The 23,156-nt window shown below is 35.7% G+C and carries 21 protein-coding genes and 8 pseudogenes; 5 read left to right on the top strand and 24 right to left on the bottom strand.

Annotated elements, in window-relative coordinates; all coding sequences use genetic code 11:
• Positions 1-149: 149 nt before the first annotated feature.
• Positions 150-1,045 (bottom strand): annotated as a pseudogene (locus M44_RS22185) (DUF2515 family protein).
• Positions 1,046-1,245: 200 nt separating this feature from the next.
• Here M44_RS22185 and recU point away from each other — a divergent pair.
• The 4 genes and pseudogenes from recU to M44_RS25215 all read left to right on the top strand — a co-directional run bounded on the left by recU (position 1,246) and on the right by M44_RS25215 (position 4,511).
• Positions 1,246-1,856 (top strand): annotated as a pseudogene (recU, locus tag M44_RS09985) (Holliday junction resolvase RecU).
• A gap of 39 nt (positions 1,857-1,895) precedes the next feature.
• Positions 1,896-2,753, top strand: a complete 858-nt coding sequence (locus M44_RS25225) for a transglycosylase domain-containing protein (RefSeq protein WP_010173183.1) — start codon at positions 1,896-1,898, stop codon at positions 2,751-2,753.
• A gap of 161 nt (positions 2,754-2,914) precedes the next feature.
• Positions 2,915-4,015 carry a penicillin-binding transpeptidase domain-containing protein gene (locus M44_RS25220; RefSeq protein ID WP_010173181.1) on the top strand — a complete coding sequence of 367 codons (1,101 nt, stop codon included), beginning with the start codon at positions 2,915-2,917 and terminating at the stop codon, positions 4,013-4,015.
• Between the two features lie 274 nt (positions 4,016-4,289).
• A complete protein-coding gene (locus M44_RS25215) occupies positions 4,290-4,511 on the top strand; it encodes a hypothetical protein (protein ID WP_010173179.1) in 222 nt (73 codons plus the stop codon).
• Between the two features lie 108 nt (positions 4,512-4,619).
• Here the strand turns inward: M44_RS25215 and M44_RS22175 are convergent, their stop codons facing one another.
• From M44_RS22175 to M44_RS22135, 23 genes and pseudogenes are all read right to left on the bottom strand, one after another.
• The gene (locus M44_RS22175; protein WP_010173177.1) at positions 4,620-5,066 is read right to left on the bottom strand and encodes a YpoC family protein; all 447 of its coding nucleotides are present in this window, start codon (positions 5,064-5,066) and stop codon (positions 4,620-4,622) included.
• Positions 5,056-5,725 (bottom strand): annotated as a pseudogene (gene nth, locus M44_RS22170) (endonuclease III). Before nth ends, M44_RS22175 begins: the two are co-directional and overlap by 11 nt.
• A 20-nt stretch (positions 5,726-5,745) precedes the next feature.
• The gene (locus tag M44_RS09960; RefSeq protein ID WP_010173170.1) at positions 5,746-6,453 is read right to left on the bottom strand and encodes a DnaD domain-containing protein; all 708 of its coding nucleotides are present in this window, start codon (positions 6,451-6,453) and stop codon (positions 5,746-5,748) included.
• 159 nt (positions 6,454-6,612) lie between these two features.
• A pseudogene (gene asnS / locus M44_RS22165) lies at positions 6,613-7,904 on the bottom strand (asparagine--tRNA ligase).
• 115 nt (positions 7,905-8,019) lie between these two features.
• Positions 8,020-9,216 carry a pyridoxal phosphate-dependent aminotransferase gene (locus M44_RS09950; RefSeq protein ID WP_010173168.1) on the bottom strand — a complete coding sequence of 399 codons (1,197 nt, stop codon included), beginning with the start codon at positions 9,214-9,216 and terminating at the stop codon, positions 8,020-8,022.
• Positions 9,217-9,232: 16 nt separating this feature from the next.
• The gene (locus M44_RS09945; RefSeq protein WP_010173166.1) at positions 9,233-9,706 is read right to left on the bottom strand and encodes a cell wall elongation regulator TseB-like domain-containing protein; all 474 of its coding nucleotides are present in this window, start codon (positions 9,704-9,706) and stop codon (positions 9,233-9,235) included.
• 13 nt (positions 9,707-9,719) lie between these two features.
• Complete coding sequence (locus tag M44_RS26195; RefSeq protein WP_010173164.1) at positions 9,720-9,890, bottom strand: YpmA family protein; 171 nt, start codon at positions 9,888-9,890, stop codon at positions 9,720-9,722.
• A 189-nt stretch (positions 9,891-10,079) separates the two neighbouring features.
• Positions 10,080-10,502 (bottom strand): hypothetical protein, encoded by a 423-nt coding sequence (locus M44_RS09935; RefSeq protein WP_237705258.1) that lies wholly within the window; start codon positions 10,500-10,502, stop codon positions 10,080-10,082.
• Positions 10,503-10,690: 188 nt separating this feature from the next.
• A complete protein-coding gene (locus M44_RS09930) occupies positions 10,691-10,918 on the bottom strand; it encodes a hypothetical protein (RefSeq protein WP_010173160.1) in 228 nt (75 codons plus the stop codon).
• A 71-nt stretch (positions 10,919-10,989) separates the two neighbouring features.
• Positions 10,990-11,318 (bottom strand): annotated as a pseudogene (locus M44_RS28185) (helicase C-terminal domain-containing protein).
• A 47-nt stretch (positions 11,319-11,365) separates the two neighbouring features.
• Positions 11,366-12,091 (bottom strand): bifunctional ATP-dependent DNA helicase/DNA polymerase III subunit epsilon, encoded by a 726-nt coding sequence (locus M44_RS25205; protein ID WP_010173157.1) that lies wholly within the window; start codon positions 12,089-12,091, stop codon positions 11,366-11,368.
• 23 nt (positions 12,092-12,114) lie between these two features.
• Positions 12,115-13,032, bottom strand: coding sequence for a DEAD/DEAH box helicase (locus tag M44_RS25200; protein ID WP_010173156.1), 918 nt, complete (start codon positions 13,030-13,032; stop codon positions 12,115-12,117).
• A 158-nt stretch (positions 13,033-13,190) separates the two neighbouring features.
• Positions 13,191-13,775, bottom strand: a complete 585-nt coding sequence (locus M44_RS25195; protein ID WP_010173154.1) for an exonuclease domain-containing protein — start codon at positions 13,773-13,775, stop codon at positions 13,191-13,193.
• 340 nt (positions 13,776-14,115) lie between these two features.
• A pseudogene (panD, locus tag M44_RS22155) lies at positions 14,116-14,481 on the bottom strand (aspartate 1-decarboxylase); the annotation flags it as partial.
• Positions 14,482-14,493: 12 nt separating this feature from the next.
• A complete protein-coding gene (panC, locus tag M44_RS09900; protein ID WP_010173150.1) occupies positions 14,494-15,345 on the bottom strand; it encodes a pantoate--beta-alanine ligase in 852 nt (283 codons plus the stop codon).
• Positions 15,342-16,181 (bottom strand): 3-methyl-2-oxobutanoate hydroxymethyltransferase, encoded by an 840-nt coding sequence (gene panB / locus M44_RS09895; protein ID WP_010173148.1) that lies wholly within the window; start codon positions 16,179-16,181, stop codon positions 15,342-15,344. The genes panC and panB overlap by 4 nt, the downstream gene beginning before the upstream one ends.
• A gap of 394 nt (positions 16,182-16,575) precedes the next feature.
• Positions 16,576-17,555 (bottom strand): annotated as a pseudogene (locus M44_RS22150) (biotin--[acetyl-CoA-carboxylase] ligase).
• Positions 17,528-18,607 (bottom strand): CCA tRNA nucleotidyltransferase, encoded by a 1,080-nt coding sequence (locus tag M44_RS22145; RefSeq protein WP_237705261.1) that lies wholly within the window; start codon positions 18,605-18,607, stop codon positions 17,528-17,530. Before M44_RS22145 ends, M44_RS22150 begins: the two are co-directional and overlap by 28 nt.
• A 108-nt stretch (positions 18,608-18,715) precedes the next feature.
• Positions 18,716-19,876, bottom strand: coding sequence for an N-acetyl-alpha-D-glucosaminyl L-malate synthase BshA (gene bshA, locus M44_RS09880; protein ID WP_010173144.1), 1,161 nt, complete (start codon positions 19,874-19,876; stop codon positions 18,716-18,718).
• Entirely contained in the window at positions 19,873-20,574 is a 702-nt protein-coding gene (bshB1, locus tag M44_RS09875; RefSeq protein WP_010173141.1) for a bacillithiol biosynthesis deacetylase BshB1, read from the bottom strand. Before bshB1 ends, bshA begins: the two co-directional genes overlap by 4 nt.
• A 4-nt stretch (positions 20,575-20,578) precedes the next feature.
• Positions 20,579-20,975 (bottom strand): annotated as a pseudogene (gene mgsA, locus M44_RS22140) (methylglyoxal synthase).
• A gap of 13 nt (positions 20,976-20,988) precedes the next feature.
• Complete coding sequence (gene dapB / locus M44_RS09865) at positions 20,989-21,789, bottom strand: 4-hydroxy-tetrahydrodipicolinate reductase (RefSeq protein ID WP_010173139.1); 801 nt, start codon at positions 21,787-21,789, stop codon at positions 20,989-20,991.
• A gap of 2 nt (positions 21,790-21,791) precedes the next feature.
• Positions 21,792-22,121 (bottom strand): nucleotide pyrophosphohydrolase, encoded by a 330-nt coding sequence (locus tag M44_RS22135; RefSeq protein ID WP_010173138.1) that lies wholly within the window; start codon positions 22,119-22,121, stop codon positions 21,792-21,794.
• Between the two features lie 142 nt (positions 22,122-22,263).
• Here M44_RS22135 and M44_RS09855 point away from each other — a divergent pair, with 142 nt between their 5' ends.
• Positions 22,264-23,133, top strand: coding sequence for a YitT family protein (locus M44_RS09855; protein ID WP_010173137.1), 870 nt, complete (start codon positions 22,264-22,266; stop codon positions 23,131-23,133).
• Positions 23,134-23,156: the final 23 nt, after the last annotated feature.

Here is a 23,156-nt window from a genome sequence, read left to right as displayed (position 1 = left end):
GGGATTTTCGCACCTACAGCGAGAATCAACCTGTCAAAATGAATAGATGTAAAATTTCTAAAATAAAAAAAGAGGTGACTCAAAAAAATCGTCTTTAAACGATCTTTTGAGTCAGCCTCTTCTTTCTAGTACTTACTCTTATACCTTTACTATTTAGTTGAAAACAATAATGAAGCAATCAATAACTCCTTTCTTTTACGAATGAACCAATCGGTTAATTCAGGGTGTTCTACAGGGTTGACAGGTTGAACCCAGGCTTTCTTAATCTTAGAGTTTTTAGACCAGTCAGGTTGGGTATGGATATGATGACTTACAATAGGAAATGTTAAGCGTAAAATGGGGGATACAGATGTTTTACATCCGATATATTTTTCGTAGTCCCATCTTGACCCTGAATGCTCCTCTCTTCTACTAAATTGTAAAAAATGCTCATGCAAATCCTTGTGAAACAAAATGCTATACAATTTCTTCCCTAATTCTATTCGTTTTGAAAGATTGGTAAAATCTCGGACCGTATAGCCATATAATTTACCATGCAGCGTTGGAAAAATCACCGTACTAAAGTGAAACCAATCTTGAAATAAGAACAAAAAGCTTCCAAAAATATTTTTTTATAGTAAGGATGTTGTATAAGTGGGTGTTGTATTAAATTTTGTTCATTAATAATGAGACTATTGACTAATCGTTCTTTATCCTTATGTTTATAAAAATAGTTCCACTCATCCTCCATATAGCTGGAAACATTAAATTTTTTTAATAAATGAAACTTTTCACATTGTAGTTTCGTCGAATACTCATATAGTAATAATTGTGGGAACGCATCATGAAAGATATGCCAGTTCGCCCTTTCGTACGTGCTAAAAAGCTCTTGTCGATGTTTACTTGAAAGAAGCTTAGAAAATACAGAACCCTCAAGATCTGTCATGTTCCACCCTGCGTTCCTTGAAACCATACTAGCTAAGAAAGACCAATGTACCTCTGGAAAAGCAGAAAAGAATAGTTGATAAGCTTTGGTTCTTGATATATTATCAAGATTCCACTTCATTGTTAAATACTCAATTTGAGGTATCATCTCTTCTTCTAAAGAAGAGATATTATGTAAAAAACCATGAAAACGTGCAAATTCATTCATCAAATCGCCTTCTTTAGTCATTATTCCTTTATGTTGTCGTGAAATGATAAAATTTATTCGAACATTTTCAAGTACATTCTGTTAGAATAATGTGTAGTTTGAGAGGTGATAGTTTGACATTCCATTACCCTAATGGGAAAAATTTACAAACAATAAAGATAATAAAGTCTCTAAAAAGGTAGATTCAAAATCCTCCATCTCTTATAGCAACCGAGGCATGACGCTAGAAGAGGATTTAAACGAAACCAATACATTTTACTTAGAAACAGGTAGAGCGGTCATACATAAGAAACCAACCCCTGTACAAATTGTAAAGGTTGACTACCCAAAAAGAAGTGCAGCAGTTATTAAAGAAGCTTATTTTAAACAAGCATCTACTACTGATTATAATGGGGTATATAATGGGAAGTACCTAGACTTTGAAGCAAAAGAAACGAAAAGCTCTACATCGTTTCCTCTATCTAATTTTCATACACACCAAATCGACCATATGAAAAGAGTTGTCGATCAACATGGGATTGCGTTTGTCATCATTCGATTCTCTTCAACCGAGGAAGTCTTCTTATTACCTTTTACTGTTTTATATTCCTTTTGGACGCGTATGGAACAAGGCGGAAGAAAATCTATTTCAAAAAAAGAGTTAGACGATCATGCATTTACCATTCCACTTCAATACTTTCCAAGGTTAGACTATTTAGATATCGTGGAAAAACATCTAGTATAAATACTTCTATTTTTTGTAAGAAAGTGAGGTCATCTTGTTATGGCTGATAAATATCAAACACGTGAAGAAAGACGTAAAGCTATCCAACAACAATCAAAAAGTAAAAAAGCGCCCAAAAAAGCAAAAGGATCACTCTTTAAAAAAGTGATCTTAGTTGTATTTATTTTAGGGCTAATAGGTTTTACTACTGGAGTTGGATTATTTGCTTATTATGTAAGTAAAGCTCCTTCTCTTGATGAAGAATCATTGAATATTATTAGTTCTACTACTTTCCTAGACATGGAAGGGCAAGAAATTCAACGTTGGGGTGCCGAAAATAGAATTTACGTTGAATATAATGAAATCCCACAAGTCATGATTGATGCTATTATTGCAACCGAGGATGCTCGATTTTTTGAACATAATGGAATTGATCCTATTCGATTAGGCGGAGCGGTTATTGCAAACTTTACAGATGGCTTCGGTTCTCAGGGGGCTTCAACTATAACTCAGCAAGTAGTTAAGAACTTTTTCTTATCTAGCGATAAAACACTAGAGCGTAAAGCTCAAGAAGCGTGGATTTCGATTCAATTAGAACAAAAATACTCAAAAGAACAAATTTTTGAGATGTACGCAAATAAGATTTATATGGGTGGTAGCATATACGGATTAGGTACTGCTGCAGAATATTATTACGGTAAAGATATTAGTGAACTAGAATTACATGAAGCAGCACAGTTAGCAGGGATGCCTCAAAGTCCAAATAATTACGAACCTTTTAAGAACCCTGAAAAAGCTATGGATCGCAGAAACATTGTTCTTAGTTTAATGAAAGAACAAGGCATGGTAACGGAAGAAACATTTAATCAGGCAAAAGAAATACCAATTGATGAAACTCTTTCTAAAATCCAGAGATAGTTGAGAGCGATAAACCTAATTATAACGCCTTTATTGATGCTGTCATTGATGAAATCGAGCGGAAAACGGATTTAGATGTTGCAACAGATGGGTTAACCATCTATACCACGTTAGATACAAACGCGCAAAATTACGTTAATAAAGTATTGGATACAAACGAAGTGATAAATTATGAAAATTATCTACGAAGTGGCGACAATGCAACAATCGTTCCTGATAAGCTACAAGCAGGAATTACAGTACTAGATACAACAAGTGGTGCTGTTAGAGCCATTGGTGGTGGCAGGAATCAAGAAGGAGAGCGACTATTAAACCGCGCAACAGAAATAGAACGTCAAAATGGTTCAGCCATTAAACCTCTTCTTGACTATGCTCCTGCTATTGAAGAATTAAAATGGTCAACCTATGAGCAAATTGTCGATGAACCATATAATTACGAAGGTACAGATATTCCTGTCAATAATTACGATGGTCGTTTTAAAGGTCAAATGAGCATCCGATATGCTCTTCAAGATTCTCGAAATGTACCAGCTGTAAAGACACTTGAAACCGTCGGAAAAGGCACAGCTAAAGAATTTGTAAAGAAATTAGGCCTTGATTTTGGGGAAGACTTACCTTCAGCTGCTGCCATTGGTGGGGTCAAAGGTGAAGATCCGATGTCCATGGCAGGAGCCTATGCTGCATTTGGAAATGGTGGAATATATAATGAACCGTATACAGTAGTTCGTGTTGAACTAGCTGATGGTACTTCTATTGATCTGCGTCCAGAACCAGTAATTGCCATGAAAGATTATACAGCCTATATGATAACGGATATGTTAAAGGATGTAATCAACTATGGAACAGGCACATCTGCTGCTGTTTCTGGCGTACCTTTAGCTGGTAAATCTGGAACAACTAATTACTCTAGTGATGAAAAATCAAATTACGGCATTCCAAGCGGAGCCGCACCAGATTCTTGGTTTGTTGGTTATTCTACCAATTACACAGCATCCATTTGGGTAGGATTTGATGAACGAAAGAACTATTTAACAAAGGACGACCAAGGTATTTCAAAACAAATGTTCAAATACATTATGACCTATCTATCTGAACGAACTGCTACAAGTGACTTTGAAAAACCAGGATCTGTTGTTGAATCACCTGTTGAAATAGGAAGCAACCCTGCTGCACTTCCAAGTGACTTCACACCGGAAAATCAAATTACGTACGAATTGTTTGTAAAAGGAACAGAACCAAAAAAAGTTTACAGAGCAATTTGATAAACTTGAAGCACCCGCTGGATTTAGTGCTGAATATGTTCCTGATAATTTAGCCATTCAATTAAATTGGAGTTACCCTGATGATGTTGATGGAGTTCAATTTGTATTATCTGGAGCGAGTGGTAATAATACTCCTACTGAATTAGCTACAACTGACAAGCTACAGGCTACAATTGAAAATGCAATTCCTGGGCAAACCTATCAGTTTACACTAAAAGCTATACGCGATGATGAAGAAAGTGAAGCCGTCACTGTCTCCATTGACATACCCGAATTGGAAGAACCCGAAGATTCATTAGTAGATGAAATATTACCTCCAGTTGAAGAGGAGCCGGAAAATGAGAATGGCGACGATGAAGGTAATGAAAACGACAACGATGATGAGAACGACAATGGTGACGAGAATAACGACGACGAAGAGTCAGAGGATAATGAAGAACCTGAAGATGGAGAAGATCAACCAGCATCCTCAGATGCCGTTCGTGAAGATGATTGATAAGAAGGTAAAAGAAGGTGCAAAAAACCACATGTTTTTGCACCTTCTTTCCTTTTTCTTAAAGGGTATACTTAAACAATTAGACCTAACTAAGCTCAGTAGTTAGGTCTAATTGTTTATATGTTGTTTAGCTGCCTTTTTCATTTGCTCTTGAATTAACTCATGAAGTTGTTTAAAGGACTGATAGGAATAAGGGCGTTCTTGGATAAATGAAAGACGCTCCGAAACATTCAAAGGAACAAAAATAAGGGTTTGTAATCGTTCGGCCCAATCTGCATGAACCACTTTATTATTAGTCCAATACATCATTTCAATAAATAATGTCATTCCAATGATCATTCCTTTTGAATGACTCTTGTCTTGTATCGTTTGTGAAATCTCATCTTTCAACTCGTTCCACACTCTATAATTTCGTTGAATGTTTGAATAATAACTGCCTTGTAGACCTTTTATTTCTGATGTGTAAAAAGGATAGTTGAATTTGGTATGTTCTCCTACACTGTTGTTTTGAGTTTCTAAAATGAGCTTTTTTCCTTTAGAGAAATCAACCTTCACTGATGGACACACCCTTTTTCTTCATCCGTTTCTTTCCTTCTCTACATAGCTCTAATAGTGGACAAGATTCACACTGCGGGTTTTGTGCTTTGCAGTGATACCTTCCAAAGAAAATTAAACGATGGTGTGTCACAGACCATTTCTCACTTGGAATTTTTCTCATCAACGTCTTTTCAACTTCTAGGACACTATCCTTCCACTTACATATACCTAGTCTCTTACTCACTCTTTCAACATGCGTATCTACTGCAATAGCAGGTACGTCATAGGCAACAGATAGAACTACATTAGCCGTCTTTCTTCCAACCCCTGCTAATTCTTCTAGCTCTTCACGCGTTCTAGGAACTTCTCCATTAAAATGATCTAAGATCTGCCTACATAGTTTTTGAATATTTTTTGCCTTATTACGATATAAACCTATTGAACGTATGTCTTGCTGTAATTCTTCTAACGAAACCTTGAGATAATCTTCAGGTGTTTTATATTTTTGTAAAAAGGTTTTTTGTTACTTTATTTACTAAAGCATCCGTACACTGAGCAGATAGAGCAACAGCTATAACTAATTCAAATGGGTTATCATGAATCAACTCACAATGAGCATCAGGATACATGTCTCCCATCGTGTTTACAACGTATTCTATTTGTTTTAAGGTTAACAATCTACTTCACCCTACTTTCACTACTGCTCAAGCCAATTATAAAATGGAACGGTTTTTTTAGATGGCTGACTAGTTGTGTTTGGTTGATCCTTTCTAGTTTGCTGTCTAAACTGTTCACTTTGATTTCTTGCTTGGTCAACGGTAGTAATTCCATTTTTCTTCCATTCAAATAGTATTCGATCAATATATCTGAAATTTAATTTATTTGAAATGACTGCTTCCCTTAAAGCGGCTTTGATGATCATTGGGTCTTGTTCATCTTGGTCAATCCACATGGTTAAAGTCTCTCCCTCGATTGGTGAAAGAGGTCTACCGAATTCTTGTTCAAAAATAGAGTAGAGATTGGATTCCAATTGTACTGACTTATCCTTTTCCTCCGCTTTTTTTTCAGTACGTAACAATTCCACGATCCGTTCCCAAAGGGATTGAAGTGAATATTGTTCAAATCGTATACCTTCAATAGAAGTTCCTTCTTCGATTTGAATAATATTTTGTTGAAATAATTTTCGAAGTATAGATGCACATTCACTACTTGAAATCGTCATGTTAGAGGATAACTGTTCAGGAGTCGGAAATCTAATCCCTTTCTGTTGGAAGGATAAGATTTGCAAAATGACCATAAGTTCGACCTCATTAAGCTGCAACTTCTTGTATTTACTGAAGAGCAATTGTGGAACCTGTAAATTCCCTTCATCTATCCACGTCATTAGTAATTTATTTTCATTCATTATTAGACACCTCTCTTATGAGTATATCATGATGTATAGACTAGAAACTCAAATTAGACAGGCCACTTACAACAATTGTAGGTGGCCTGTTAATCAATATGGCTATTTCTCTAAAACCGGATGGTTCGCACAATAGAACGGTTTAAAGATACTTATGCATTAAGGATATAAACGATTTAATAAACGAGGGAATGGAATAGATTCACGAACATGTTCTGCACCACTTATCCATGCGACCGTTCTTTCTAATCCAAGACCAAATCCAGAATGTGGTACTGACCCAAATTGTCTTAACTCAGCATACCACTTATAAGCTTCAGTATCTAATCCATGCTCATCAATACGTTGTTTTAATAGTTCCAAATTATGAATACGTTCAGAACCACCAATTATTTCTCCGTATCCTTCTGGTGCGATTAAATCAGCACATAACACAACATCTTCTCTATTTGGATCTGGTTGCATATAGAATGGTTTTAAACTTGTTGGATAATGTGTAATGAAAACAGGCATATCATAGCTTTCTGCGATAGCTGTTTCATGAGGTGCTCCAAAATCGTCTCCCCACTCAATATCGTCAAATCCTTTCTTATGAAGAAACTTGATCGCTTCGTCATAAGAAATTCGTGGGAAAGGTGCTTTAATTTTTTCAAGCTTGCTTGTATCTCGTCCAAGTCGCTCAAGCTCTAACTTACAGTTTTCAAGGACAGCTTGTACAATAAATGACACATAATCTTCTTGTACTTTTAAGTTATCCTCAAATTCATAAAACGCCATCTCTGGTTCAATCATCCAAAACTCGATTAAATGACGTCTAGTTTTAGATTTTTCTGCACGGAACGTTGGACCAAATGAGAACACTTTCCAAGAGCCATTGCAGCTGCTTCCATATATAATTGACCGCTTTGAGAAAGATAAGCATCTTCATCAAAATATTTAGTATGGAATAGCTCGGATGTACCTTCTGGTGCACTACCTGTTAAAATAGGTGGGTCGACTTTTACAAATCCATTTTCATTGAAAAACTGGTACGTTGCACGAATAATTTCATTTCTGATTTTCATGATGGCATGCTGACGACGAGAACGTAACCATAAATGACGGTTATCCATCAAGAACTCAATACCATGTTCTTTTGGTGTGATTGGGAAGTCGACAGAATCATGAATGATTTTAATATCCTTAACTAATAGTTCAAAACCAAATGGGGATCTTGCATCTTCTTGAACCTCACCCGTTACATATAGAGAAGATTCTTGAGTGATAGACTTTGCTGACTGAAATACTTCTTCACTTACATCTGCTTTTACGACAACCCCTTGAATAAATCCAGTACCATCACGTAATTGTAGGAACGCAATCTTTCCACTTGAACGTTTGTTAGCAATCCAAGCGCCAATCGTCACTTCTTTACCAACAAATTGTTTTACTTCTGAAATTGTTGTTTTCACACTAAAACCTCCAAATAAAGCTAAAACTCATATGTATTATAAAATATTATACAACTGATTTTTTCATTATACAATTCGACAGAAATCTATACAATGCTAAAAACAAAACTAGCTATTATTTAGCTAGTTTTGTTTCTACAAATTGATGAATTCTAGAAACAGCTTCCTCTAACACATCTAATGAAGTAGCATAAGATAAGCGTATATTGTCAGGAGCACCAAATCCTGAGCCAGCAATCACAGCTACATTGCCATCTTCTAGTAAAGCAGTCGCAAATTCATCCACATTAGTGTAACCAGTCCTAATAGCTGCTTCCTTAACATTTGGAAACAGATAAAATGCTCCTTGTGGTTTTAAGCAGCTAAAACCAGGAATGTTTTGTAGCTTCGGTAGGATGATGTCTAATCTTTCTTCAAATGCATTTCTCATGACTTCTACAGGCTCTTGCGTACCTGAATAAGCTGCAATCGCACCATATTGAGATGTGGTTGTTGGGTTCGAAGTAGAATGACTAGCTAAGTCACTCATCGCACTAATAATATCTTTGTTCCCTACTGCATAGCCAATTCTCCAGCCTGTCATGGAATGAGACTTAGAAACCCCGTTTATAATAATGGTTTGTTCCTTTAAGTCATGTGATAGTTCAGCGATAGAAGTATGTGTTTCCCCAAAATACACTAATTTCTCATAAATTTCGTCAGATACAATCAGTACATCATGTTCTAAACATACTTTACCTAGTTCTGCTAATTCATCACGAGAATATAACATTCCTGTTGGATTAGACGGGGAATTAATGATCACTGCTTTTGTTTTTTCTGAAATGCTGTCGGCTAGTTGTTTAGGAGTAATTTTATAAGAATTAGTTTCTTTTCCTTCAACGTAAACCGGTGTTCCACCAGCTAGCTTCACCTGTTCAGGATAACTTACCCAATATGGTGTTGGAATAATAACTTCATCCCCATCATTCAATATCACTTGAAAAAGGGTATATAACGCATGTTTAGCTCCACTTGTTACGATGATATTTTTCAATCCATAGTCTAAACCTTGATCATTTTTTAATTTATCAATAATGGCTTGTTTTAATGTCACAAGACCTGCAGCAGGAGTATATTTTGTATGACCTGCTGTCATGGAATCATATGCTGCATCAATAATATGTTGTGGAGTATTATAGTCAGGCTCACCTGCTCCAAGTCCTATTACGTCTTTACCTTGTGCTTTTAGTTCTTTTGCTTTGGCTGTTATAGCTAATGTTGACGAAGGTGTTAAAGATTGAACACGGTTTGCTAACATTTGTTTTTTCATTTAGACTTCCCTCTCTCTATAAGTTTTCAATTTTTCTCCACCAATCACCGGTTTCCCATACGATGTAATAGTAATTTAAATGATTATCCTCATCCAAGTAAGAAAGTTCCCAAATAGGACCCACCTTTTCCATCCCTAAAGTCACCGAAAGGAGTTCAGCATCTGGTTTTTCATTAAGTAGCATACGTTTCGCTTCATCTTTTGATATACCATCTGCCCAATTTCTTGTTTCAACCGATTGACCATCTTCTGAAAACCAAGCCACTTCTTTTTCACCATTTTCATTTATTCCTACAACACTTAGAATCGTTTCTGTTCCGTGGTAAATATAAATATCCTGTGTGGATTGATAATTCAATTGTGTTACTACAAATTCTCTTGCTTTTTCTTCTGTAGAAACATATGGTTTTCTGGCATTTGAATAAATGATTGCCATTACGCTAAAGACAACAATAATTAGTACGCTTATGATTAGGACCGATTTTTTCATTAGCTTCACTCTTTTATGTACGATATATAGTAAAGACAGCCTTGTCTTGCTCTTCTTGATCTAAAGCTAGTCCAAACATTAAGTTTTCTCGTTTTAAGGTGCGATTTAATACATCCACTACTTTGTATAAATCTTTAGAATTTTCTATTGTTACACTTGATAAAATATTTATTTTACTCTCCAACCAAAATTTCCTCCTCATGCCTCACAATATTTGTTACTCATAAGCTCATTATAACGAGACACACTATATAGTACAACGAATCTCTATCGTTCATTATATCAATGATTTCACCAAAAATGTTTGTCAATCATACATCAAATTAACTAATTCTAATCCACACACACAAATTTTGACTAACCACAGTATGGGTTAGTCTTTTTTTGTTGTTTGAGATTTCACAGGAAATGTCAATACTTCATATTGAGATTCAGCAAATTTTATGGAGATGAGACCATGTTGACCAGTGTAGTAAACGTCGACCCAATACTCATGAATATTCTCCAATAATTCCTCATCCAACTTTTTATCGTTATTTTGTATCAAAACAGCTGTTTGAGGATCTAAATGTGTAAAAAATTGATTTGTAATATGCGATTGTCGATCTCTAGGAAATTTAACCACATCAACGCCTGATAAAGGTTGAGTTAAATGAACTTTTTCTCCAACTTTATTTAGTGATGTTAGCCACAAAAGCTGATGTTCCCTACTACCAATTAAAAAGTTCATTCCCTTATCATTTTCATATAAATTTTTAATGGAGATTCCATTTGCTAAAGATAATGACATATTCATGTCTAAATATTCTACAGAAAGTGAGGATAAAAGGTCCTTCACGTAAGAATAGTTCTTTTGGGAGATCAAAATGGATTCAATGTCATACGTTTCACAAACGTTTACTAGAGCACTTTCTTTTAAATCCAGTGGCTTTGTGATTAACAATGTTTGAATAGAAGTAATACCATACTGACTTAAATATTTATTTAATTCTTTTCTTTCTCTACTGTGACACCATTAATCAAAATCGTTTGATTATTTTCAAGTTGAATAATCCCACTTTCTAATGTTCCAATTGGAAAGAACGTAACAGCAAATTCGTTACTATCCACATTCATATCAATTTCGGATTTTTCTGGAAGTGCCGAACCTATCGCTTGGTTTGTAATCAAAAAATAAACTATAGAAAATAGAAGTACTATTTTAATTCTCATCCTATGTCATTCCTTCATGCTGACTATTTCTAACGGTTAGCTTTTGTTTTTCAACGAAAATTATTAGCTTCTTATAAAAATTGTTGAGACAAAGAAATCATTTCATTCACATCTGCTTCTACCATTGGAATTTCAGGAATTGACTGTAAGAACTCTTGACCATACCTTGCTTCTATAATTCTTCGGTCAAAAATAATAATTAATCCTCTATCATGCTGAGAGCGAATTAATCGACCAATACCTTGCTTGAAACGAATGACTGCTTCTGGTAATGATAACTCCATAAAAGAGTTTTACCCTCTTTCTTCAACTCCATACTTTTAGCCCTAATATATGGATCATCAGGTGGACTAAACGGAAGACGGACCATGACTAGGCATGATAAATCTTCACCAGGAATATCGATACCTTCCCAGAATGTATTCGTACCAAATAAAATCGCTTTTTCTAAATTTTTGGTAAGTTTTTCGTTAACCGTTCTTTACTACCACCTGTAATCCCTTGTGCCATAAGTACATAATCATCTAAGGTGCCACTTTCTTTCATCAAGTCATACGATAAGCGTAACATTTCATATGAGGTGAATAAAATTAACATTCTACCCTTTGTGGTTTCAGCAAGTGGGATTAGGTGGTTAACCAAAGACTCCACATAAGTTGATAGCTTAACCTTACCTACATCTGGCATATCTTTCGCAATGATCAATCGAGAATTTTCTTTATAATTATAGGGTGATTGGAAAACCTCCGTCTTTATATTGTTCCCAATCCCAAGATTTTTCAAGAAAAAGTCAAAAGATCCCTTAATCGTTAAAGTCGCAGATGTAAAAATGACGGCCCCTTTTGATAGAAGAGTTTGATTTACTACATTCTCAGTACCCATAGGTATTTCATGTAGCTCTATACTAGTAGGAATTGAGCGAGTATCTCCTTCAACTGTTTCAATGTATTGGTCATTATTACGAAATAAACGCTGGAATAGTTGCACATCTAACGTCCACTTGTGTAAGAAATTATACACCTCTTCTAAGAATGCAATCTCTTTTTCAATTAATCGTACGTCATCTCGTTGAACCGTCTCAATTAATTGATTCAGTTCAGCATGCACGTATTTCATTTCTTTCAACACTTCACTTGAAATGGCATAAAAATCTTCCAGCCTGTCTTTTTTCATAAGCTCTTCTTTTAATTCTTTTTTTAATTCGTTTGTTTTTTTCCTGATGTATATAATGCATTATTCCCTATAAAGCCAAACCAGTCTTCTATTACGCCGTAACAGCTTGAAAGAGCCATATCCAATTCATAGCTTTCTCTAATACTATGAAGACCTAATTTTTCAAGTAAATGAACTAACTTTGAATAAAGTCCTGGAGAATCAAGTGTGCCAAGAGTGTTCATGCTACTTTTAAACCCAATATAGGATAAGTTGGCACCCAAAAACCTTTGAGTAACCTCCTCTAAATGATGGGCTTCATCTATGACATAATGGCTACAGTCAGCAAAAAATGAATCTTCTTGGGATAAGCTTTGTATAAGCATATGGTGGTTAGTAATGACTATATTGGCTTTTGTCGCTTGTTTTTTTGCATGTTCATAATAATCATATGAGTACCAAGGATTAGACTTTTCGTCAATCATATAGCTTGAGGATTTTACTCTATTCCAAAACAAGTATCCTCCGCTCGTTAGATTTAATTCTTCAACATCTCCCGTTTCCGTTTCCGTTAACCACACTAGTATTTGCAGTTTTGTCAATACAACATCAAATTGCTTTTCATTCTCGTATAATGACTGTTCAAATCTAAATAAATCTAAATAGTGTGTTCTACCTTTTAAAATAGAAACATGAATAGGAAATGACAACATGTTATTTAATTTTGGGATTTCATTATATAGTATCTGAGCCTGCAGTTGGTTTGTATATGTACTTATAATGACTCTTTTGTTATGCTCTAGCGCATAGTAAGCAGATGGTAATAAATAACCCATAGTCTTCCCCATACCCGTGCCAGCTTCAATAACCATTGACTCTTTTTGACTAAATTGTTCATACACATGATCCATCATTTTTAGTTGATCTATTCGATTATCGTATGAAGAATAGGCTTTTTTCAATAAAGCTATCTTTTCTTGTTCGTTTATTGGATAGTCAGGAATTGAAAGAGCAACTTGTTGAATACCCCTCTTTTTCTTTAGAATAAGTCCTTTAAATTCTTCTAAATGAGATTCTAAAGGAGATTCTAATTCACCCTTACGCTCTATTACCTCATCAATTAATAGGGAAACATTACTTTTAGCCCAAAGGATAAATCATACATTTTAGATAATGTGGTTTTTCTTAACGAAATGAGTTTCTCCTTAAATAACAATAATAACTTAGCGGTAGCTAAAGCATCACTATCGGCTTGATGAGGGCGTTCATGAAGAAGATTAAATTTTTCAGATAAATCTCCTAATTTATAAGAATTAGACGTTGGAAAACAAATTTTTGCTAATTCAACCGTATCAAGTATTGGTCCTTGAAATGTTTTATATCCAGCTGCGTGAAGTTCCCATTGTAAAAAACTAAGGTCAAAGGTTACATTATGGGCAACAAATACAGAATCATTTAACATAGAAATTAATTTAGGAGCAATCTGTTCAAAATTTGGTGCATCGTCCACCATTGGTTGAGTAATACCCGTTAATTCTTCAATAAATATAGGAATTGTTTTATTGGGATTCAAAAATGATGTAAATTGCTCTACTATTTCTCCATGTTCAATTAAACAAGCAGATAATTGAATGATACGGTCGCCTCTCTTAGGTGAATTACCTGTAGTTTCAAGGTCGACTACTACGTATCGATGTGTTTTCATACTGTCACAACCTTTAAATCAAACTAATATATATGATAGTTAGTGTACCATATTATCCCCCATTTTTACTGCATACAATAATATTCACTTAGATTAAATAGAAAGGCTCTGTTAAAGAGGAATGTTGATTTTTGTTGAATTTCAGCTGTTGATTGGAGCAAAATGGCGAAGACTCGTCAGGAAATGCACAACATTTTCTGAGCAGTCGGTGGCAATGCCCAGTGGAAAGTTAAGTCATTTTGGGAAATTAACAGCGGTGTTTAACAGAGCCAAGAAAAAAGGAAGCACCTTTTAGAATAGGGCTTCCTTTTTTTCTACTTATACTAAAACCGTATGAGGTGGTTCTGCATGGATCATTTCTTTTAATTTGATTTTTCTCATTCATGATGGCAACTTTAGGTTGATGATTCTTTGCTTCTTCATCAGATAACATAACATAAGAAATGATAATTACTGTATCACCTGGTTGTACTAATCTTGCTGCTGCACCATTTAAACATATGACCCCACTTCCTCTTTCACCCGGAATCGTATACGTTTCTAATCTTGCTCCATTATGATTGTTTACAATTTGCACTTTCTCATTAGGTAGCATCCCGACAGCATCTAATATATCTTCATCAATTGTAATACTACCTACATAATTAAGATTAGCCTCCGTTACTGTCGCACGGTGAATCTTACCGTTCATCATTGTTCTAAACATGATGTTTCCTCCTTATGACTTCTGAGTAATAATAATATTATCAATTAATCTTGCTTGACTAAATTTCACCGCAACCGCAATAATAACAGGCTGTTGGTCTTCTATCACCATTTCTAAATCAGGATATGAATAGATTTCTAGGTAATCTACTTCACCTGATGTGTGATTTTCTATATACGCTGTTAAATAGTCTCTTATACCTGAGATAGAATCACCTTTTAATATAGCTTCTCTTCCCTTTTGTAGTGCTTTATACAAGTATGGCGCTTCTAGTCGCTCTTGATCGGATAAATAAACGTTCCGGGAACTTTTTGCTAAACCATCATGTTCTCTAACAGTAGGAACAGGAACGATTTCAATCGGAAAGTGGTAATCCTCGACTAAAGCATGAATCACTGCAACTTGTTGAGCATCTTTCAGTCCAAAAAACGCCAATTGAGGGCGAATTAGTTGAAAAAGCTTTGAGACAACCGTAGCAACACCATCAAAATGTCCAGGTCTTGACTTCCCACATAACACATCCGTGCGTTTCGTAACGACCATATTAATAGTCAAGTTCCCGTTTGGATACATTTCTTCGACAGTTGGGAGAAATAGAAGGTCTACCCCTTCATTTCTAGCCAATTGAATATCTTTTTCTTCATCTCTAGGATAACGGTCGAAATCCTCATTTGGACCAAATTGTAGAGGGTTGACAAAAATACTCATAACCGTTTTATCAGTCTTTATTTTAGATTCTTTAACAAGCTCCATATGTCCTTCATGGAGGAAGCCCATTGTCGGAACAAATCCAATGTCTTTCCCTTCTTTCTCAAACTCTTGAAGAGAAGCTTGTAATTCTTGAATCGTCCTTGCGATGATCATGAGGAGACTCCTCCATATAAAGCATTTAATTCTTCTTCAGGCATCGTAAATGAGTGTTGTTTAGTTGGAAATTGTCCTGATTTCACTTCATCCCCATAGGATTTTAAACTAGAAACGATGGTTTCGTTTATAGTAGCATACTGTTTTACAAATTTAGGTACCCTATCAACACCGTACGTTATCATATCATGATACACAAGTACTTGACCATCAACTTCACAACCTGCACCTATACCAATTGTTGGAATCGAAATAGCTTTCGTTACTTCAACAGCCAACTGTGAAGGAATACATTCTAATACAAGAGCAAATGCTCCTGCCTCTTGGCATTTTTTAGCATCTTCCATTAACTTTCTCGCCGATGCTGCTGACTTTCCTTGAACCTTGTATCCACCAAGAACTCCTACGGATTGTGGAGTAAGTCCAAGATGAGCGATGACGGGTACACCTGCAGATGTTAAGGCTTTAATCATTGGAAGAACCTCGTCAGCTCCTTCTACTTTCACTGCATTTGCACCAGATTCTTGAATGATTTTAGCTGCTGTTGATAGTGTTTTTTCTCGCGTTAAGTGATAACTCATAAATGGCATATCTGTCACGATGAATGTATTTGGCGCACCTCTCCTTACTGCTTTTGAATGGTGAATCATATCATCTACTGTTACAGCTACAGTAGACTCATACCCTAGAACAACCATTCCTAATGAATCACCGACTAAAATGATATCCATATTCGCCTGTTCTACAAGCTTAGCTGATGGATAATCATAAGCCGTCACCATAGTAATTTTTTCATTGTTTTTCTTCATGTTGACAAAATCAACCGTTTGTTTCATTCTTTTTCCTCCTTTGATAAGAGGAGACGAAACACTACACAAAAAAACAGTCCTTCTTTAGACAGAAGGACTGCTCAATCATACGCATGGCTTCGACCCTCTGTCCCAGTCCATAGTATGGATCAAGGCAGAATATACAAAATTTATAAGAATACAAGGTGCAGTTCATAGGATACTGCCCACCTGCATTATAACAGACATTATAAATATTGTGTAAAGATCGACTCACTAGTGAAGTAAATATTTGCGTTACTATTTCATAAGCTCTTTCAATAAAAGAGCCTTTCCTCCTTGCAGAGTGAATGGGAGGAGTCTTCGATATTTTGCAATAAACAATAGATGAGAATGAGCAAACCATAACAAAACTCTTTAAAAAAGCCAATTTTTAAAGAGTTTATTTCATTTCGATATCAGCGGAATAAATTTTATGAATCCTGTTATTCTTATCCTGAAGTCTTAACACTCCATCATCTGTAATCCCGAGAGCTGTCCCTTCAATTGTTTCATTAAACGTTCTAGCAATAACTTGCTTACCAATTGAAATCGCATAGCTTTCCCATAGCAACTTAATGGGATAAAAGCCTTCCGTAATATATAATGCATAGTACTTTTCTAACCCAATAAGAATTTCTTTCACCAATTCGGAACGTTTGCTTGGTTCATTTCCCTCAATTAAAAGAGAGGTCGCTACTGTTTTTAATTCTTCAGGAAAATCTTCAACAGTTTGATTTACATTCATGCCTATCCCAATAATAATAGCATTAATTCGGTCTGATTCAGCAACCAGTTCTGTTAGAATACCGGTTACTTTTCTACCTTGAATTAAGATATCGTTGGGCCATTTAATTTCTGCTTCAAGTCCAGTTACTTCTGTTATAGCTTTTGCAACTGCTACGGCCGTAATGAGAGTGAACTGAGGTGCTTTTACAGGGGGAAGATTTGGACGTAATATAATACTCATCCATATTCCTGTATACTTAGGAGAATACCAATTTCTGGTTAATCTTCCTCTTCCAATCGTTTGCTCTTCTGATATAACCATCGTACCCTCAGGGGCTCCTTCTTGTACTAGTTGATGCGCTATTTTTTGAGTAGAATCGATTGTATCGTAATGAATAATATGTTGGCCCAACTTTTTTGTTTTTAGACCATTTTGGATTTCAATAGCGCTTACTGTATCAGGACTAGACATTATTCTATACCCTTTTTTCTCACTGCTTCAACGACGTAACCTTCTTGTCTCAACTCTTCTATATGTTTCCATACAGCCGTTCGGGAGCAGCCCATGATTTCTGCTATCCTCTGGCCTGATACAAATTCACCATTTGATTCGCCTAGGCTTTGAACTAACGTGGATTTGATGGTGGATTCCATCTAGTGACCCACTCCTTTACCATTTCCTTTTGATTGACTAGATTTCTATGTGCAATCTCTTCCTCTATCTCTTCAATCATACCTTTCAACCATGGCCCTGGCTGTCTCCCTGTCCAGTTCATTAAATCATTTCCGTTCAGACATAATTCAGCACGCTCTTTTATCGGTAAGGAATCATATACTTCTATAATTTCAGCTATATTTACAGTGCTCTGTGTTAAAACAGACCTTACTTTTTCTACTCGTAGCATTCTCTCTTTCCCCATTTGGTAATAGTCATATGGAGTCAGCTTCATTTGTAAGCTGTAATCTAAGAAGTGAAGATCCTTTATCAGCTGTTTTATTCTATTATTTGGAAGTCGAAGTGATGTTAAAAATACGTGAATATCTTCTTTATTTATAAGCTTAATAAACAGTAACCAGCGTTCATCAAAGGTCAATTCTGAAGAAGAGGATACGTAGTTCTTAAATTTTTCAAGCTCACTTTTCTGATCCTCTAAATCAAATAGATGCTGATAAATAGATTGCTCTATAAGCGTATTGATGGCAATACTTATAAAAGGTCCTGCAAGGAGCTTATCAAATTCTACAAGCAGTCTTTCAATGCTAACATGAGGTAATAGGTGACTAAACTCTTTTAATGCACGTTCTGTTTGCTGCTCTAATTTAAATCCTAATTGACTCTGAAACCTAACTGCTCGCATAATACGAAGGGCATCTTCCGTTAGCCGTTCAGAAGGATTTCCTACGGTTCTAATCATTTCTCGAGTGATGTCTTTCTCACCATCAAATGGATCGAACAACCTACCTTCTCTATTCATTGCAATAGCATTCATCGTAAAATCTCGTCTCATTAAGTCCTGTTCCAATGAACGAATAAATCGGACCTCTTTAGGGTGTCTGTAATCATTATACCCTTCTTCCGAACGATACGTAGTGATTTCATAAGGTTCCCCGTTATATAAAACAAGTACAGTTCCATGTTCAATCCCTAAATCTACGGTATGAGGAAACAATTCTTTTACTTCATGTGGAAAAGCTGAAGTAGCAATATCTACATCGTTGATAGGACGGCCTAATAAGAAGTCCCGAACGGAACCTCCTACAAAACCGCTTCAAAACCACACTTTTCAATCTCATTTAAGACAGGTAAGGCTTTATTAAATAATCGTGGAAGTGTCATGCGTAACCGACTCACTTTCAAGCATGGTATGATATAACTTTTCATACTGCTCTACTATTTTTCGGGAATGAAACTTTGTTTCTGCAAGCTTTACTCCTGCAAGGGAAAATTGGTGATAGAGCTCTTTGTTTTCTAGTAGAGTCCTAACACGATCACTCATTCCTTCAATATCCCCTAAAGATGTAATATATCCACTGACGCCGTCTTCAATCACTTCTGGAATTCCTCCAACATTTGTACCAATACAAGGAATTCCACACGCCATTGCTTCAAGAGCAACTAGTCCAAAACTCTCTTTCTCAGAAGGGAGAACTAATAGATCACTCAATGAGTAGAGCTCTGCTAAATTATCCTGTTTTCCTAAAAACTGAACACGATTTCTTAAATCTAATTCTGTTACTAATTTACATATAGAGCTATATTCTGGTCCATCACCCACAAGTAAAAGCTTCAAATTGATCTCATTTTTTAAACGGTCAACGATATGAATGATATCTTGCACTCTCTTTACTTTACGAAAATTAGAAACATGAATCAGAACTTCTTCTTCATCTTTTATACCTAAATCTATTCTTAATTTAGTGGAGTCCATTTTTTTGTAAACACGTTCATCGATAAAGTTATATACCGTTTCAATCTGTTTATCTGGTGCAATATACTCAATCGTTTGATCAACTAATGCACTTGATACTGCGGTAACACAATCGGATTGTTCAATTCCAAATCGAATACTATCCTTTAATGAATCGTCATGTCCTAACACCGTAATATCCGTTCCATGAAGAGTTGTGATAATCTTCACGTTTGTTTTGGACATTTGCTTGGCTAATATAGCACATACTGCATGTGGGATAGCATAATGAACATGAAGAATGTCTAGCTTCTCTCTTTTAATCACTTCTGACATCTTGTTTGCAAGAGCAATGTCATAAGGTGGATATTGAAAAACAGCATACCCGTTCATTTCAACTCCATGAAAATATATATTGGGATATATTTTGTTCAATCTAAATGGAACAGACGAGGTAATAAAATGTATTTCATGACCTTTTTCAGCTAATAATTTCCCTAGCTCCGTTGCAATAACCCCAGATCCACCTACAGTTGGATAGCATGTTATACCAATTTTCAATTTCATTTAAAATCTCCTAACAAATCATCTTTTAATACTAGAGGAGTATCAGATAAGAATCCTTCTGCAAATTTTTTGCCCACCATCTTACCGATAACCCTTTCTCTTGCTTCTATTCCTTCTAAATATCCTTCTGTAAGGGGTGTTTTGACTCCGTCCCGTTGATAGAACTGACTAGTATAGCATTTTAAACTTGTTAATTTAGTGTTCATAAACGGTTCTATATCTATAACGAAGCTGGGTTGGGTAAACCCATTAATAAAATAATAATAGAGTGCTTGAACGTTGTGCGCATGAAAACGATCTGGTTTATATTTATGTATTTTAGCTGAGAATACTGCTTCTTTAACAAGGTCTCCTACCCTTCCGTGGTCTGGGTGTCGATCTTTTTGATATGGCGCAAATACAAGCGTAGGCTCATATCGCCGAATTACCTCAACAAGCTTTCCTATAGACTCATCATTAATCATAATTCCCCGATCAGGTAAATCTAACGTAATCCTCTCATACACTCCTAATATATCCGCAGCATTCTTAGCTTCAATTTGTCTAGTTTCCACTGTTCCGTTTGAAGACAATTCTGCTTTCGTTATATCACATATTACGACTTTTTTCCCTTTACCGGAAAGCTTTGCAATGGTTCCTGCCATGCCGATTTCAACGTCATCAGCGTGAGCTCCAAAAGCTAATATATCTACTGTCATGCTCTTACTCCTTTACTGCACTTCTCCAACTTAAGTCGCCTCGTTCGAGACCTTTAATTAAAATTTCAGCTGTTCCCATATTTGATGCTAAAGGAACAGAATAAACATCACATAGCCTCATCAATGCTGTTACGTCTGGTTCATGAGGTTGGGCTGTTAAAGGATCACGTAAGAATATCACAAGGTCCAAATTATTTTTGGCTATCATTGCTCCAATCTCTTGATCTCCACCTAAAGGACCTGATTGATACCGATGAACATTTAATCCAGTAGCCTCTGAAATCCTTTTCCGTTGTGCCTGTAGCAAATAAAGAATGTTCTTTTAAGATGTTACCGTAAGCAATGGTGAAGCGAATCATATCATCCTTTTTATCATCATGGGCAATCAATGCAATATTCATTATTTATTCCTCCTTAATCGATTAAATTTTCTAACCCATATACTAGTGTGTCTAAATTCATAATCGTTTCCACACACATTTTAACCCCAGACATAAATGAAGTTCTGTTAAAGGAATCGTGTTTAAGAGTTAATAGCTGGCCTTCTCCTCCAAGCATCACTTGCTGATGAGCAACTAAACCTTTTAACCTAACGCTATGTATATGAATCCCATCTAAGTCACCACCACGAGCACCAGTTACTATTTCCTTTTCATCAGGATGTCCTTGTTGTTTAGACTCTCTTACTTGTTGAATCATTTCAGCCGTTTTAATAGCCGTGCCTGATGGTGCATCTAGCTTCTGGTCATGATGCATCTCAATGATTTCGACATCAGGTAAGTATTTACTTGCCATTTGAGCAAATTTCATCATGAGAATAGCACCAATAGCGAAATTAGGAGCTATGATAACACCAATGCCCTTTTCTTCTGCTAATTCTCTTAGTTCGCTTAATTGATCTTGTGTAAAACCTGTTGTACCAACTACAGGACGTACACCATGCATAATCGCTTCCTTTGTATGAAGATAACCTACAGCTGGAGTCGTTAAATCTACCAATACATCTATTGTTAAAGATGATAGTAGACTCTTGATATCTCCGTATATTGGAATTTCATCTTTTACTCCCGGCAAAATATCTTGCAAAAGTTTTCCATCATGTCGATGATCTAGAGCTCCTACTAATTCAAACTGGTCCGTTTCAAGCACCATTTTTACTGCTTCTTGCCCCATTCTTCCTCTGGGCCCAGCAATTGCTACTTTAATCTTACTCATCCTTACTCCTCCTCTATCCTTGTCCAGCGATCTTTATCTCTAGTATTAAATTTATGTAAAACACGATTATTAGCATCTTCTAAACTTATGTTTAATGAATTTGCTAAGCAAATAATGACAAATAGTACGTCGCCAAGCTCTTCTTCTATGGTATTTTCTTTTTCATTAGATTTCTTAGGTTTCTCACCAAATGAGTGATTTATTTCTCTAGCGAGTTCACCTAACTCTTCCGTTAGTCTAGCCATCATAGCGAGTGGGCTAAAATATCCTTCTTTGAATTGAGAAATGTAGTCATCCACTTCTTTTTGAAGTTCGTGCATCGTCTTGTTCATCGGTATCACTCCTGTTCTTCTATATGTTACTGAATGTAGGGGAAATTGACAATGATTTCACCTTTCTATGATTGCTGTTTACACTTGGTTTTATTATAATGTTTCTGTTGCCATCAAGAACAAAGAAGAAAGGAGTACATCTATGTTTGGTTTAAAACTGAAGAATGTCCTCTATATACTAATTGGATCTGCTATTTTTAGTTTTGGAATTGTCAATTTTAATATTAAAAACGATTTAGCAGAAGGAGGATTTACAGGTATTACGCTATTATTACTTAATACTATAGGTCTTGATCCTGCCATTTCAAATCTAGCTTTAAATATTCCTGTTTTTCTTATCGGCTGGAAGCTGCTTGGTAGAAAAGCATTTCTATACACCATTATCGGAACGGTATCTGTATCTGTTTACTTATACATCTTTCAACGTTATCCCACGGATATCAACCTTGAGGGTGATTTATTTTTAGCAGCTCTGTTTGCGGGACTATTTATTGGTGTAGGTTTAGGGATCATCTTTAGGTATGGTGGAACCACTGGAGGCGTAGATATCATCGCAAGACTTGCTCACAAATATCTCGGTTGGAGTATGGGGAAAACCATGTTTTTGTTTGACGCATTTGTCATTACTGCATCATTTATAACCTATCTGGATATTAAAGAAGCGATGTATACGCTAGTTGCCGTATTTGTAGGAGCCAGAGTCATAGACTTTATGCAAGAAGGAGCTTATGCTGCACGTGGAGCAATGATTATTTCTGAGCATCATGAAGAAATTGCTGCAAAAGTTACAGAATTAATGGACCGAGGTGTCACCATTTTAAAAGGACAAGGTTACTTTTCTAAAGAAAACAAAGAAGTTCTTTATTGTGTGGTCGGAAAGAATGAAATTGTTCGCCTTAAGAATATTATAAACGATATTGATCCACATGCTTTTGTTAGTGTAACATTTGTTCATGATGTTCTTGGAGAAGGATTTACATTAGATGAACATAAAAACCCTATAGACATATAATAAAAAGCCTCTCACAGATATCT

This window comes from Bacillus coahuilensis m4-4, assembly GCF_000171615.1.
GTDB lineage: Bacteria > Bacillota > Bacilli > Bacillales > Bacillaceae_K > Bacillus_T > Bacillus_T coahuilensis.
This window is presented reverse-complemented; position numbering and strand designations above follow the sequence as displayed.

Bases quoted from the DNA above. Each gene is read 5' to 3' on its own strand.
- M44_RS22135 (WP_010173138.1), bottom strand. From the start codon at position 22,121: ATGAACAAGACGATGCACGAACTTCAAAAAGAAGTGGATGACTACATT.
- M44_RS09945 (WP_010173166.1), bottom strand. From the start codon at position 9,706: ATGAAAAAATCGGTCCTAATCATAAGCGTACTAATTATTGTTGTCTTT.
- bshA (WP_010173144.1), bottom strand. From the start codon at position 19,876: ATGAAATTGAAAATTGGTATAACATGCTATCCAACTGTAGGTGGATCT.
- M44_RS09950 (WP_010173168.1), bottom strand. From the start codon at position 9,216: ATGAAAAAACAAATGTTAGCAAACCGTGTTCAATCTTTAACACCTTCG.
- panB (WP_010173148.1), bottom strand. From the start codon at position 16,181: ATGAAACAAACGGTTGATTTTGTCAACATGAAGAAAAACAATGAAAAA.
- M44_RS09935 (WP_237705258.1), bottom strand. From the start codon at position 10,502: ATGAATATGTCATTATCTTTAGCAAATGGAATCTCCATTAAAAATTTA.
- M44_RS09960 (WP_010173170.1), bottom strand. From the start codon at position 6,453: ATGAATGAAAATAAATTACTAATGACGTGGATAGATGAAGGGAATTTA.
- M44_RS09930 (WP_010173160.1), bottom strand. From the start codon at position 10,918: ATGAGAATTAAAATAGTACTTCTATTTTCTATAGTTTATTTTTTGATT.
- panC (WP_010173150.1), bottom strand. From the start codon at position 15,345: ATGATCATCGCAAGGACGATTCAAGAATTACAAGCTTCTCTTCAAGAG.
- M44_RS09855 (WP_010173137.1), top strand. From the start codon at position 22,264: ATGTTTGGTTTAAAACTGAAGAATGTCCTCTATATACTAATTGGATCT.
- M44_RS25205 (WP_010173157.1), bottom strand. From the start codon at position 12,091: ATGAAAAAAGACAGGCTGGAAGATTTTTATGCCATTTCAAGTGAAGTG.
- M44_RS25195 (WP_010173154.1), bottom strand. From the start codon at position 13,775: ATGAAAACACATCGATACGTAGTAGTCGACCTTGAAACTACAGGTAAT.
- bshB1 (WP_010173141.1), bottom strand. From the start codon at position 20,574: ATGACAGTAGATATATTAGCTTTTGGAGCTCACGCTGATGACGTTGAA.
- dapB (WP_010173139.1), bottom strand. From the start codon at position 21,789: ATGAGTAAGATTAAAGTAGCAATTGCTGGGCCCAGAGGAAGAATGGGG.
- M44_RS25225 (WP_010173183.1), top strand. From the start codon at position 1,896: ATGGCTGATAAATATCAAACACGTGAAGAAAGACGTAAAGCTATCCAA.